The organism is Streptomyces sp. NPDC051218 (assembly GCF_044455475.1).
In the GTDB taxonomy this organism is placed as follows: domain Bacteria; phylum Actinomycetota; class Actinomycetes; order Streptomycetales; family Streptomycetaceae; genus Streptomyces.
In genome coordinates, this window is the sequence record NZ_JBITEU010000012.1 from 61,129 (window position 1) to 73,730 (window position 12,602).

Here is a 12,602-nt window from a genome sequence, read left to right on the forward strand (position 1 = left end):
GAGGGCCCGCAGCCTACGATGATTCCGACCCACCCGATCAGCCGATCAATTCCGTTCCTGGGGAGGAAACCGTGACCGACCACCGCACCGCAGAGCAGCCACGCGACCCGCATGCCTTCATCGCAGGACTGCCCAAGGCAGAACTGCACGTGCACCACGTCGGCTCGGCATCTCCCCGCATCGTCTCGGCCCTCTCCGCCCGGCACCCGGACTCCAAGGTGCCCACGGACGTCGAGGCCCTCGTGGACTTCTTCCAGTTCACGGACTTCGCCCACTTCATCCAGGTGTATCTGTCGGTCGTCGACCTGGTCCGCACCCCGGACGACGTACGCCTGCTCACGTACGAGATCGCCCGCGACATGGCCCGGCAGAACATCCGCTACGCCGAGCTGACGGTCACCCCCTACAGCTCCGTGCGCCGCGGCATCGACGACCGCGCCTTCATGGACGCCATCGAGGACGCCCGCAAGTCCGCCGAGGCAGACCTCGGTGTCGTACTGCGCTGGTGCTTCGACATCCCCGGCGAGGCGGGGCTCGATTCCGCCGAGGAGACGGTCCGGCTCGCGACCACCGACAAGCTGCGCCCCGAGGGCCTGGTCTCCTTCGGGCTCGGCGGGCCCGAGATCGGCGTGCCGCGGCCGCAGTTCAAGCCGTACTTCGACCGCGCGATCGCCGCCGGCCTGCACTCCGTCCCGCACGCGGGCGAGACCACCGGGCCCGGCACCATCTGGGACGCCCTCACCGACCTGCGTGCCGAGCGCATCGGCCACGGCACGAGCGCCGCCCAGGACCCCCAGCTCCTCGCCCATCTCGCCGAGCACCGCATCCCGCTCGAGGTCTGCCCGACGTCGAACATCGCGACGCGCGCCGTCGCCGCCCTCGACGAGCACCCGATCAAGCAGTTCGTCGCCGCCGGGGTCCCGGTCACCATCAATTCCGACGACCCGCCCATGTTCGGCACCGACCTCAACAACGAGTACGCGGTCGCCGCCCGCCTCCTCGACCTAGACGAGCGGGGCATCGCGGCCCTGGCGAAGAACGCGGTCGACGCGTCGTTCCTCGACCCGGCGGGCAAGGCGAAGCTCGTCGCGGAGATCGACACGTACACGCAGACCTGGCTCGCCCCCTAGCGCGGCACCACAATGGGCCCATGCGCACCGTGACAGCCGTGGCCCACCGAGGCGATCCCTACCGCGTCCGCGAGAACACCCTCCCGTCCCTGCGCTCGGCGTTCGACCGGGGCGCGGACGCGGTGGAGATCGACGTCCGTCTCAGCCGTGACGGTGTCCCCGTCCTGCTGCACGACGCGACCCTCAAGCGCCTGTGGGAACTCGACCGCCCCTTGTCCGCGCTCTCCGCGGACGAGGTGCGCGGCCTCACGGAGGGCGGCGTACCCACGCTCGAGGAGGCCCTCGCGGCGACCGCGGGACACCGGCTCATGGTGGATCTGCCGGGCGCCACCCCGGATACCGTGCGCACGGTCGTCGGTGCCATCGCCGACTTCGGGGCGTCGGAGCGCGCGTACTACTGCGCGGGCGCCCGGACCATGCTCGCGGTGCGCGCGGCGGATCCCGCCGCCGAGATCGCCCTGACCTGGACGACCCTGGCCCCGCCGCGCCAGGCCGTGCTCGAAGCGATCAGGCCCCGCTGGCTCAACTACCGCTTCTCGCTGCTCCGGCGTGAACTGGTCGCGCAGGTGCATCGCCAGGGTCTGCTCGTCTCGGCCTGGACCCCGGACACCAAGCGCTCGATGCGCCGCCTCGTCGGCATCGGCGTCGACTCGATCACGACCAACCGCGTCGACACGTTGCACGCCCTGCGGGCCGGTGCCGACGGCGCAATCTCGTAGCCGGGCGCCCCCTCAACTAGCTTGTGCTCCATGGGGAACAGCGACGACGACAAGCGGGAAGAGCCGCTCTTCGTGTACGAGCGCGACGAACGGGGCTACCGCGGCCACCGCCTCAATCCTCGACATCCCGTCGGCCGCATGCTGACCCTCGCCCTCATGGTCGGCATCGTGCTGGTCATCCTGCTCATGGCGAAGTGACGGCCCCGGCCCGAGGAGCGCCCGCGGCATGGGCGAGGGGTGGCGCGGTGGCCTGCGCGTCCACCTTCTCGCCCACCCAGAGGCCGATGAACAGCGCCGCTGTCGCCTCCACGAGCCCGGCCCGCTCCAGACCACCCGCGGCGAACGGCACGCACCCGGCGTCCTTCACCAGTTCCCGTACGACATCCAGCGCGCCCCCGTCGTCCCCGCACACCGGGACCGCGAGCGGCCGGCCGTCGAAGACCGGGGGGTCCATCCGCCACACGTCCTCGTGGCAGAGGTTGAAGGCCTTGACGACATGCGCTCCCGGAGCCGCGTCGGCAAGCCGCCGAGCGGCCGACGGGCCGCCCTCGGTGAGCAGGGCGAAGCCGGGCCCCACGGGGTTGGAGCAGTCGATCAAAGCCCGTCCGCGCAGGGCCACTTGCAACTCATCTGCCACCGTTGCGCCCGCCTCGTACGGCAGGGCGAGCAGGACCGCGTCCCCGAACTCGGCCGCCGCACGCGGTGTCCCGTGCCCCGCCGCGCCCATCCGAGCGGCGAGCTCCGCCGCCCGGCCCTCGCCCCGCCCGCCGATCAGCACCTCGTGCCCCGCGCGCACCCAGTGCGTACCGAGCGCGTCCGCCATGCCGCCGGTGCCGATGATGCCTATGCGCATGCCTGTCTCCCTCTCGTCCCACATCCCCGGCCGTCGGGGTACGGAACGACAGTAGGAAAGCGCTCAGGCACCATTCGGTACGTGACGAACGACGACCTGCTCGCCGACTGCCGCGCCCGGCTCGCCTTCGACCTGCTCGCCAACACCTGGAACGCGGTGACGCTCTGGGCCCTGCGGCACGGACCGCGCCGCCCCGGTGAACTGCGCGGCAGGATCGGCGGCATCAGCCCCAAGATCCTCACCGAGACGCTGCGCCGCCTCGAACACAACGGCCTGGTCTCGCGCAAGTCGTACGCCGAGTCGCCGCCCCGCGTCGAGTACGAACTCACCGCCCTGGGGCGGACGTTGCTGGGCCCGATCGAGGCCTTCGGGGCATGGGCGTTCGACCACGGCGACGAGGTGATGGCCGCACAGGAGCGCGCCGACCGTCCCGCTTCCGACGCCCCCTAGGGGACTGCCCCCCAACACCCCTGATACGCAGGGGTGTTGACCCCTCGGGAGCCACGGGGCCCTCGCCCTCCCCAGTGAGGATCCGCCCGCCCCGCGGGCTCACCAGGATGGACGGCACACCTTCCGTGCCGCAGCCCTCCTGGAGTCGCACCGTGCAGTTCCGCGCTCGTACCGCTCTCGCCGCCGCCCTCGTCATCGGCCTCACCGGCGCCGCGACCGCCCCCGCCCTGGCGCAGGCGCACACCCCGCCCGCGGCGGTCTCCGCTCGGGGGCCCGCGCCGGACGGCAAGGCCCTGCGCGCCGCGATCAAGGGCCTCCCGAACGCCGACGCGACCGCCGCCCTGGTCCGCGTCGGCGGCACGGACGGGACCTGGCGCGGGAGTTCCGGCGTACATGACCTGGCCACGGGGAGAAAGGCCGACCCGCACGGACGCTTCCGCGCCGGATCGACGACCAAGATCGTGACGGCCGCCGTGGCGCTGCAGTTGGCCGCCGACGGCGATCTGGACCTCGACAAGCCGGTGCAGCACTACATGCCGGAGCTGTTCCCGAAGCAGCAGGACCCGAAGAAGAGATTCAAGCCCATCCCCGTGCGCAGCCTCCTCAACTACACCAGTGGCCTGCAGGGCGGCTACGCCTTCGAGGACGAGTACGCCCACCGCTTCGAGACGTTGGACTACCGGAAGGTCGTCGCGTCGGCCATCGCCGAGGGGCCGCAGCACGCTCCCGGGGACGAGCAGCACTACCGCAACATCGGCTACACCGTGCTCGGCATGCTCATCGAGCGGGTCACCGGGGACTCGTACGCCCATCAGGCCGCGCAGCGGATCTTCAAGCCGCTCCACCTGCGCGACACCTACTTCCCCGGCACCGACCTGCGCATCCGCGGTCCGCACAACCGCGGCTACCAGAGCGTGAAGCAGCCGGACGGTACCACCCGGCTCGTCGATGTCACCGAGTGGAATCAGTACGACCGCTTCGCGGCGGGCGACATGATCTCCTCCACCGCCGACCTGGAGGCCTTCACGCAGGCACTGTTCGACGGAAAGGTCGTGCCCAAGCGGCAGTTGAAGGAGATGTTCACCCTGCCGGAGCTGGCGCCGGGCGTCCCCGAAGCCATGTTCGGCGCGGGGCTCCAGCGGAAGGAACTGGACGACGGCACGGTGGTCTGGCTCAAGACCGGTTCCCGCTACGGCTACACGAACATGATCGCCTCCACCGAGAACGGCTCACGGACCCTCGCCTACTCGGTGAACGCGACCGACGCCAAGGGGAAGGACATGAACCCGATCGCCGAGCGGATCGCGCTGACGGCCATGCAGCGGGGCTGAGACCGGGCGGGGGCCGAGTGCTGATCCGGCGGCGCCTACGCGACGCCCGTCATGCTCGCGAACACCGTCACGTTGTTGGGGTAGTAGTTGCGGTCCGCGTCGAACTCCCCGCCGCAGGTGATCAGGCGCAGCCCGGCGTGGTCGATGTTCTTGTACACCTCCAGGGTGGGGAACTCCTTCTTCGGATACTCCTCGACGCGGTCCACCGCGAAGGTGGCCGTCTTCCCGTCCTCGCGCGTCACCTCGATCGTGTCCCCCGCCTTCATCGTCTTCAGCTTCTTGAAGACCGCGTCCGCGCCGTTCCAGGTCACGTGGCCGGCGATCACCGCCGGGCCCTTGGAGCCGGGGGTGGGGCCCGGTTCGTACCAGCCCGCCAGATCGGGGTCCTTCGGGGTCGTCATCGCCCCGTCCCCGCCCTGCCCGAGCGTCTCCAGCGCGCTCGACACGCCGAGGGAGGGGATGGCGACCCGCTGCGGAGCCGACCTGTCCAGGGGCGCGTCGGCCTGGCCGGGCTCCTTCGCCTGTGTGGGACCGCCGCCCGGCGTGGTCTCTCCCGCCGCGTCCTGGCGTGGAGGCGCGGGCGCGGCAGCGGTGCTGTCCTGCCCCGCGCACGCGGTGAGCACCAGAGCCGCAGCGACGGCGGCGACCACGGCTGCCGATGCACGCCGAACCCCGATCCACGCCCGCCGTGCGGTGCGGCTCACGCGGCTCCCCCGGTCCTCGCGACCGCGCGGGCGGCCACCATGCGCCGTCGCGTGAGTACGAGCACCCCGGCGGCCGTCACCGTGGCGGCCCCCGCGGCGCCGGTCACGGCACCGGCGGACGTACGGTCCGCAACGCCTCCGCCGGTCTCGACCCCGCCGATGGGCACGGACCCGACGGCCGCGCCCTTGACCACACCGCAGTTGGTCGGAGCGGTGGCCTCCTGGGGCAGCTTCGGGTCGAGTTCGCTCTTGCCCGCGCCCTCGAAGTCGTACGTGCCGTTGTCGTTGGGGTCGATGCCGTGCTGCACGATGTGCAGGTCCTTGATGTGCTCGACCACGTCCTGCCCCACGGTGATGGTGCGCTTGTAGGAGACCTTGCCCTGCGCGTCGGCCACCGGCATCCGGTCCACGGCGAGGCCGCTGCCCGCGTCGGTGCCGCCGGACCCGGTCAGCGAGATATTGATGTCGCCGTAGTGAACAGTGGCTTCGGTGTTGTCGAGGACGCCGTCGCCATTGGTGTCGTCACCGTCGTCGGGGCACTGGAAGTCGTGCCCGTCGGTGGACCCGTGCAGATGCTGCGCCGACGGCTGCCCCGGCACCATGCCCTCGGACTTGATCCACACGGTCAGGGCGTTGCCGCGCAGGCTCAGGAGTGCCGTCCCCGTGGAGCCGGAGTCGTTCAGCGGGGCCAGGTCGATCTGGTAGGCAGGGGGGTCCGCCGCGAACACCGGGGACGAGACGGTCACGGCGATGATGGCTGCGGGCAGAGCGGCGAGCGCCACGAGAAGGCCGGTTCGCTTGAGCATCACGTTCGATCCTTTCGGTTACCCATGAAACGCAGCGAGACTCGTGGGTGTTCAGATCGAGCACGCGGAACGGAAAGGAGCGTGGTCGTGACGGCCGAGTGGGGTCTCGGTACGGCGGCGATCGGCCTTGCCTTCAACTGTTCACTGGCTCAGGCGTCGCCGCGGATCGTCAGGGCGACGCAGTTGCCGGACCTCGATCAGCGGGCATACGCGTTCACCGCCACCGGCACCGCCGCTCGACTCAATGGAGAACTGACGCCGGAGTTGTACGCTGCCCTGCGCGCCGAGGGGCACAACGGCCTCGCCGAGTTCGCCATCGACGACACGCTGACCTTCGTACCGTTCCACGCCCTGCCGCCATGGCTCAGGCGGCGAAAGGTGCTCACGACCGTGCGCAACAAGCTGGAGAGCTGGTGGCTGCGGTCCGGGGAGACGGTCGAGGATGCTTGGAACGTGTTGCGCCGCCGTCGCTGACGTGAGGGAGGGGGGAAGGCGGTCATGGGATCCGAGTGGAGTTGGGAGAGCGGCGAAGGTCTGCTGCGCGTCGACGACCCCGCCGAGTGGGACGCCGCGTACGAGCGCGGTGAGTCGCGTCTCGGTACCGCCGCCATCGGTCTTGCCTTCAACTGCCCGCTGGCAGACGCCTCGCCGCGGATCGTCAGGGCGATGCAGCTGGCGGACCGCGGTCAGCGTGGGTTCGCCTTCACCGCGGCCGGTGCGGCGGCGCGGGTCAATGGTGAGCTGACGCCGGAGCTGTACGCCGCGTTGCGCGCGGAGGGCCATGGTGGGCTCGCCCAGAGCGCCGTCGACGACACCCTCGACCACGTGCCGTTCCGGCGGCTGCCGCTGTGGTTCAAGTGGCGGGCGGTCGCGTCGAAGGTGCAGGACAAGCTGAAGACCTGGCAACTGGAGGCCACGTACGCGGCCGCGGACGCCCGGAAGGCCATGCGTCGACGCCGCCGCTCCTGAGCGGGAGCACCCCCATCCCCGCTACAGCCCCCCCCCCTACAGCCCCGCTATCGCGTTCCACCGCTTCGCGAACTCCGTCCGTTCCTCCGACGTGATGTCCCGCGCGATCTTCAGCCGCCCCCGCATCGCGTCGTCCGGGAAGATCAGCGGGTCCTCCGCGAGGGCCGCCAGTTCCTTGTCCTTTGACGAGGCGAGGATGTCGCGGGCCGCGGGGACCGGGCAGACGTAGTTCACCCAGGCGGCGAGCTCCGCGGCCACCTCGGGCTCGTAGTAGTAGTCGATGAGCCGTTCCGCGTTCCGCTTGTGGCGGGCCAGGTTGGGGATCATCAGGGATTCCGCCCAGAGTTCCGCGCCCTCCTCGGGGACCACGAACTCGATGTCAGGGTCGTCGGCCTGGAGTTGGATGACGTCACCGCTGTAGGCCTGGCAGGCCAGGACGTCGCCGCTCGACAAGTCCTTGATGTAGTCATTGCCCGTGAAGCGGCGGATGTGCTTCGAGGCCACCAGCTTCTCCACCCGGTCGCACACCTGGTGGAAGTCGTCGGCCTTCCACTTCGTGATGTCGACCCCGTCGCCCTGCATCAGCAGCGCGAACGACTCGTCGAGGCCGGACAGCAGCGTGACCTTGCCCTTGAGGTCGTCGGCCCACAGGTCGGAGACGTGCTTGATCTCCCGGCCGAGCCTGCGCTTGTTGTACGCGATGCCGGTGATGCCCGACTGCCAGGGCACGGTGTGCTTGCGCCCGGGGTCGAAGTGCGGCGAACGCAGCAGCGGGTCGAGGTACTTGGTGACGTTCGGCTGCCGGGTCCTGTCCATCTCCTGCACCCAGCCCAGGCGTACGAAGCGCGCGCACATCCAGTCGCTGATGACGATCAGATCGCGGCCCGTCTCCTGGTGGTTCATCAGGGACGGGCTGATCTTGCCGAAGAACTCGTCGTTGTCGTTGATCTCCTCCGTGTAGCGGACGTCAATGCCGGTCCGCTTCTCGAAGGCGTCGAGCGAGGGCCGCTTCGTCGAGTCATCGTCGTCGGTGTCGATGTACAGCGGCCAGTTGGCGAAGGTCAGCGTTCCGTCCTGCCGGGAGCGGTCCCCGGCGGCGCGCTCGCCGGGTCCTATGTACGCGGCGGGCACACCGCAGCCCGCGAGCGCGCTGACGGCCGCCCCGCCGCCGAGTGCACGCAGCAGGGACCGGCGGGAGACTGAGGAGGCACTGGGATTCGCTCGCACTCCGGCAGCATGCGCCTGCGTGTCCCGTACAGGCAATGGACGCTGCGTCGAGCCGAGCCCTCGGGAAGCGACACCCTGTCGATCCGAGGCCGGCCCGCCTCACCCCGGCTCCAGCCACCCCGCCAGATCCCCCGCGGTGACCCGCTCCAGCGGCGCGGCGTCGACCGGCCCGGGGTAGAGGCGGTACACCGTGCCGGACGCGACCCCGGACGTTCCCTCCAACTCCCCGTGCAGCAGTGCCAGAAGAGGGCGCCGACCTGACAGCTCCGCCTCCGCGCGCAGCTCGTCCGGCTCCCAGCCGTCGCGGACCCGCAGCGCGAAGTCGGCGCGCGGCTCGTCGGCGGCACGCCGGTAGCCCCACAGGACGTCGCCACGGCCGCGTACGTACACCGGTCCTTCGGTACGGGCCGCCGCCGTCCAGCAGGCGAGGTCCCACAGGGTGGCCCGACCGCACGGCTGGAAGGTGTCGAGCAGGTCGTTGCCCATGCGGCCGAGCTGCTTGCGGTGGCGCCACACGTCGTGGTTGCCGTCACCCGTGGCGAGGGTGACGTCGGCCCACCAGGCGCGGCGCGACCGCAGGTCGACGATCATCGGCACGCGCAGCGCCGCGTCACCCGCGAGGTCGAAGCGCTGCCGGACGGTGCGGGGGTCGTAGACCGCGCGCCCCGTGCCCTTCACCGCCATGAACCCCGCGAAGGCGTCCGGGAGTTCATCGAAGGGCACGTTGTTGTACGAGAGGACCGCGGGCACGACGAAGCGCACCCCCACGTGGGTAAGACGCGGCAGGTCGAGGTCCAGGTACTCGGTGGCGCCGTGCGGGGCGGGGGCCGACGTCAGGTCCCCGGAGTGCCGGGCTGCGCCGCCCGCGTACGTCAGGTGCGTGTAGTCGCACAGGCCGATGAAGCGCCACAGGTCGTCGTAGAGCGCGACGGACAGGTCGAGGTCGACGCGCACGCCCTGGGGCTGCAGCCAGTGCAGGAAGAGCCGCACGTTCTCGCTGTCCGCGGGCATGGGCAGCGAGCTGCCGCGCGGCACGGCGACCAGCGACGCCGCCGACGCCCGCTCGGCGAACGGCACCGGCAGGTCGGCAAGCGAGGCGTCCAGGACAGCCACGTCGTACCGCTCGCCCTCCCCCACCCCCGCGGCGAGCCGCCGCACGGCCTCCGCCTCGATGAGCTCACCTGCGCGCCCCGCCACCCGGGACGGCAGCGGCGGCCGCTCGTCGTCGACCGCGTAGGCCCGGGTCACGCGCCCGCGCGGGAAGAAGACGCGGCGGTGCCCCGGCACCGCACGCACCTTCATGCGGCCGTACGCACCGAGCAGCGGGCCGGGCCCGGAGCGGGGCAGGGCCTCGGCGAGCGCCTCGCCCACGGCCTCCGGCAGGGTCGCCGAACCCGAGCGGGCCAGCAACACGTCGAGCCGGCGCAGGAGTTCACCGGGGCGCTCACGCAGCAGCCCCGCCGCGGCCGTGGTGTCCCAACGGCCGATGGCCTCCTCGACGCGCCCCTGCCAAGTGGAGATTCGCAGCCGGTCGCCTTCGATACGGACGTCCTCGTGGCGTGCGGCTTCGGCGAGCAGCACCTCGGAGAGTGCGCTGTCGCCGATGCGGGTCCCGCGCAGGACGGCGAAGGCGAGCGCCACGCGCGCGTGCCGGTGGGCGTGCTCGAAGGGGTGCAGGATCTCACCGACCCGCTTCCAGGCGCGCGGGTTGCGGGCCATGTCCTCGGCGAGGCGTCGCAGGTCGAACCCGTCGAGCAGGGCCAGGAGTTCGCGGCGAACGGGACGCGGGAGCCCGCGCAGACGCGGCAGTTCGAGCAGGTCGGGGTCGCCCCCGGACCGTACGACGAGGATGCGCAGCACATCGGTGGCGGTGTCGGCGTGCCGTGTGACCAGGGGGCGCACGGCAGGCACGTCGAGCAACGGCGCGAGGGCGAGCGCCTTGCTCTCGCGCAGGGGAATCGCGTCCGGAAGCCAGTCGGCGGCGTCGGCCGGGTCCAGCTGCCCCAGGAGCAGCACCAGGTCGTCGTGGTCCTGGGGGTTCAGAGGCGTACGGCGGGCGAGCAGGGCGGCGAGCTCGGCGGCGGCGTCACCCGGCGCCGCCAGGCACAGCGCGCGCAGGACCTCGCCACCGTCGCCGCCGAGGTGCGCGCCGGTGTCGATCCAGGGGTCGGTGGGCCCGTCCGTCTCGTAGCGGTTCTCGCAGACGGGGCAGGCGTACCAGATGCAGCAGTCGTCGCAGCAGCCGGTGTCGAGCTCCTTGCGGTGGCAGTCGTCGCACAGCAGATGGGCGCACGGCTTGATCGCACGGACGCGGGCCTTGGTGCCCGCGCAGTTCATGCAGGGTTGGTGCGGCTGGGCGGCGAGGTGTTCGACGAGGAGGGAGGTGTAGCGGTCGTACGCGGGCTGGTACGGGATCTCGTCGGGGAAGCGCCGGAACAGCGGGGCATGGCGCCGGTCGGAGCCCATCAGCGCGTCGACGTCGGCGAGCAGCTTCATGCCGGTCGCAGCGAGGTCGGGGACGGACAGAGCAGTCAGCGCGCGGCGCAGCGGTGCGGTCAACAGGTGCCCGCGGTCGGCGAGTTCGGCTTCGAGGACGACCACGGCGGCGTCGGTCTCGGCGGACCTCTGGGCGCCGGAGGGGACGTACACACTCTGCCGGCGGCGCAGCAGCAGCCCGGCGAGGTCGTCAGCCGTCGTCATCATCATCAGGTCCCACCCCCGTAGGTACAGAAAAGGCGGGGGCGGAGAGTGCGTGCGCTACGGATCTTTTGCAGAGAAGAGAAAGAAGGAAGCACACAACGGAGCCGCCCCCGCACACCTGACGGTACGCGGGGGCGGCGGGGCCGGGCATCCCAATTAGTGCGGGGAGGAGAGGACTCAGCCCTCGATGGACGTCATGACGTGCTTGATGCGCGTGTAGTCGTCGAACCCGTACGCCGAAAGGTCCTTGCCGTACCCGGACTTCTTGAAGCCACCGTGCGGCATCTCCGCGACCAGCGGAATGTGCGTGTTGATCCAGACGCAGCCGAAGTCGAGGACCTTGGACATGCGCATGGCGCGCGCGTGGTTCTGCGTCCAGACCGAGGAGGCAAGGGCGTAGTCCACGCCGTTCGCGTACGACACGGCCTGCGCCTCGTCCGTGAAGGACTGGACGGTGATGACCGGGCCGAAGACCTCGTTCTGGATGATCTCGTCGTCCTGCTTGAGGCCCGAGACGACGGTCGGGGCGTAGAAGAAGCCCTTCTCGCCGACGCGCGAGCCGCCCGCCTCGACCTTGGCGTGCGCCGGAAGGCGGTCGATGAAGCCGGAGACCTGCTTCAGCTGGTTGGCGTTGTTGAGCGGGCCGAAGAGCACGTCCTCGTCGTCCGGCTGGCCGGTCTTCGTGTCGGCCGCGGCCTTGGCGAGCGCGGTCACGAACTCGTCGTGGATGGACTCGTGGACGAGCACGCGCGTGGCCGCCGTACAGTCCTGGCCCGCGTTGAAGAAGCCCGCCACCGAGATGTCCTCGACGGCCTTGGCGATGTCGGCGTCGTCGAAGACGACGACCGGCGCCTTGCCGCCCAGCTCCAGGTGGACCCGCTTGAGGTCCTTGGAGGCGGACTCGGCCACCTGCATGCCGGCGCGCACGGAGCCGGTGATGGAGGCCATCGCGGGGGTGTTGTGCTCGACCATCGCGCGGCCGGTGTCACGGTCGCCGCAGACGACGTTGAAGACGCCCTTGGGGACGATCGAGCCGATGATCTCGGCCATCAGGACGGTCGACGCGGGGGTCGTGTCCGAGGGCTTGAGGACGACGGTGTTGCCCGCGGCGAGCGCCGGGGCGAACTTCCAAACGCCCATCATCATCGGGTAGTTCCAAGGCGCTACCTGCGCGCAGACGCCGATCGGCTCGCGGCGGATGATGGAGGTCAGACCCTCCATGTACTCGCCGGCCGCGCGGCCTTCGAGCATCCGGGCCGCGCCCGCGAAGAAGCGGATCTGGTCGACCATGGGCGGGATTTCCTCGGACCGCGTGAGCCCGGTCGGCTTGCCCGTGTTCTCGACCTCTGCCGCGATGAGCTCCTCGGCACGCTCCTCGAAGGCGTCGGCGATCTTCAGCAGGGCCTTCTGACGCTCGGCGGGCGTCAGGTCGCGCCAGGCGGGGAACGCGGCGGCGGCCGCGTCCATGGCGGCGTCGACGTCGGCCTGCCCCGACAGGGGCGCGGTGGCGTAGGCGTCGCCGGTGGCGGGATTGACCACCTCGGTGGTCCGCCCGTCGGCGGCGTCCCGGAATTCTCCGTCGATGTAGTTACGCAGACGGCGCAGCTCGGTGGTCACTTCCGGCCCTCCAGTCAGATGTCCAGTGGATGAGACACCCACCCTAGTCGTTGTACCGACGCTTTCAACATACCCGGAGCCCTAGAACTGCGAAAT

General features: G+C 70.9%; 13 protein-coding genes. 7 read left to right on the forward strand and 6 right to left on the reverse strand.

Going from position 1 to position 12,602, the window contains the following annotated elements; translation table 11 throughout:
* The first annotated feature begins 71 nt into the window (after positions 1–71).
* From ACIBCK_RS32365 to ACIBCK_RS32375, 3 genes are read left to right on the forward strand one after another with little or no spacing between them, the layout of a single operon-like run.
* Complete coding sequence (locus ACIBCK_RS32365) at positions 72–1,130, forward strand: adenosine deaminase (RefSeq protein ID WP_399396049.1); 1,059 nt, start codon at positions 72–74, stop codon at positions 1,128–1,130.
* Positions 1,131–1,150: 20 nt separating this feature from the next.
* The gene (locus ACIBCK_RS32370) at positions 1,151–1,849 is read left to right on the forward strand and encodes a glycerophosphodiester phosphodiesterase (RefSeq protein WP_399396051.1); all 699 of its coding nucleotides are present in this window, start codon (positions 1,151–1,153) and stop codon (positions 1,847–1,849) included.
* 30 nt (positions 1,850–1,879) lie between these two features.
* Positions 1,880–2,047, forward strand: a complete 168-nt coding sequence (locus ACIBCK_RS32375; protein ID WP_367045240.1) for a hypothetical protein — start codon at positions 1,880–1,882, stop codon at positions 2,045–2,047.
* On the opposite strand, the gene ACIBCK_RS32380 is transcribed toward ACIBCK_RS32375, so the two are convergent.
* Positions 2,034–2,702 carry an NADPH-dependent F420 reductase gene (locus ACIBCK_RS32380; RefSeq protein ID WP_399396053.1) on the reverse strand — a complete coding sequence of 223 codons (669 nt, stop codon included), beginning with the start codon at positions 2,700–2,702 and terminating at the stop codon, positions 2,034–2,036. The two genes, ACIBCK_RS32375 and ACIBCK_RS32380, sit on opposite strands and share 14 nt — an antisense overlap.
* An 81-nt stretch (positions 2,703–2,783) precedes the next feature.
* Between ACIBCK_RS32380 and ACIBCK_RS32385 the strand changes: the two genes are divergently transcribed.
* On the forward strand, positions 2,784–3,152 hold the full coding sequence (locus ACIBCK_RS32385; RefSeq protein WP_399396055.1) for a winged helix-turn-helix transcriptional regulator: 369 nt from the start codon (positions 2,784–2,786) through the stop codon (positions 3,150–3,152).
* Positions 3,153–3,304: 152 nt separating this feature from the next.
* Entirely contained in the window at positions 3,305–4,483 is a 1,179-nt protein-coding gene (locus tag ACIBCK_RS32390) for a serine hydrolase domain-containing protein (protein WP_399396057.1), read from the forward strand.
* 35 nt (positions 4,484–4,518) lie between these two features.
* Here the strand turns inward: ACIBCK_RS32390 and ACIBCK_RS32395 are convergent, their stop codons facing one another.
* Entirely contained in the window at positions 4,519–5,187 is a 669-nt protein-coding gene (locus ACIBCK_RS32395) for a class F sortase (RefSeq protein WP_399396059.1), read from the reverse strand.
* Entirely contained in the window at positions 5,184–5,996 is an 813-nt protein-coding gene (locus ACIBCK_RS32400; RefSeq protein ID WP_399396061.1) for a hypothetical protein, read from the reverse strand. Before ACIBCK_RS32400 ends, ACIBCK_RS32395 begins: the two co-directional genes overlap by 4 nt.
* Positions 5,997–6,080: 84 nt before the next feature.
* On the opposite strand from ACIBCK_RS32400, the gene ACIBCK_RS32405 reads away from it, so the two are divergent.
* Positions 6,081–6,467, forward strand: a complete 387-nt coding sequence (locus ACIBCK_RS32405) for a hypothetical protein (RefSeq protein WP_399396062.1) — start codon at positions 6,081–6,083, stop codon at positions 6,465–6,467.
* 24 nt (positions 6,468–6,491) lie between these two features.
* Positions 6,492–6,962 (forward strand): hypothetical protein, encoded by a 471-nt coding sequence (locus ACIBCK_RS32410; RefSeq protein WP_399396064.1) that lies wholly within the window; start codon positions 6,492–6,494, stop codon positions 6,960–6,962.
* Positions 6,963–6,998: 36 nt separating this feature from the next.
* Here the strand turns inward: ACIBCK_RS32410 and ACIBCK_RS32415 are convergent, their stop codons facing one another.
* The 3 genes from ACIBCK_RS32415 to ACIBCK_RS32425 all read right to left on the reverse strand — a co-directional run bounded on the left by ACIBCK_RS32415 (position 6,999) and on the right by ACIBCK_RS32425 (position 12,506).
* Positions 6,999–8,189, reverse strand: coding sequence for a PotD/PotF family extracellular solute-binding protein (locus tag ACIBCK_RS32415; RefSeq protein WP_399396065.1), 1,191 nt, complete (start codon positions 8,187–8,189; stop codon positions 6,999–7,001).
* Between the two features lie 99 nt (positions 8,190–8,288).
* A complete protein-coding gene (locus ACIBCK_RS32420) occupies positions 8,289–10,895 on the reverse strand; it encodes an MXAN_6230/SCO0854 family RING domain-containing protein (protein WP_399396067.1) in 2,607 nt (868 codons plus the stop codon).
* Between the two features lie 171 nt (positions 10,896–11,066).
* Positions 11,067–12,506 carry a gamma-aminobutyraldehyde dehydrogenase gene (locus tag ACIBCK_RS32425; RefSeq protein WP_399396069.1) on the reverse strand — a complete coding sequence of 480 codons (1,440 nt, stop codon included), beginning with the start codon at positions 12,504–12,506 and terminating at the stop codon, positions 11,067–11,069.
* Positions 12,507–12,602: the final 96 nt, after the last annotated feature.

Excerpts from the sequence above, each read along its gene's own strand:
- ACIBCK_RS32370 (WP_399396051.1), top strand. The coding sequence starts at position 1,151 with ATGCGCACCGTGACAGCCGTGGCCCACCGAGGCGATCCCTACCGCGTC.
- ACIBCK_RS32375 (WP_367045240.1), top strand. The coding sequence starts at position 1,880 with ATGGGGAACAGCGACGACGACAAGCGGGAAGAGCCGCTCTTCGTGTAC.
- ACIBCK_RS32380 (WP_399396053.1), bottom strand. The coding sequence starts at position 2,702 with ATGCGCATAGGCATCATCGGCACCGGCGGCATGGCGGACGCGCTCGGT.
- ACIBCK_RS32410 (WP_399396064.1), top strand. The coding sequence starts at position 6,492 with ATGGGATCCGAGTGGAGTTGGGAGAGCGGCGAAGGTCTGCTGCGCGTC.
- ACIBCK_RS32420 (WP_399396067.1), bottom strand. The coding sequence starts at position 10,895 with ATGATGATGACGACGGCTGACGACCTCGCCGGGCTGCTGCTGCGCCGC.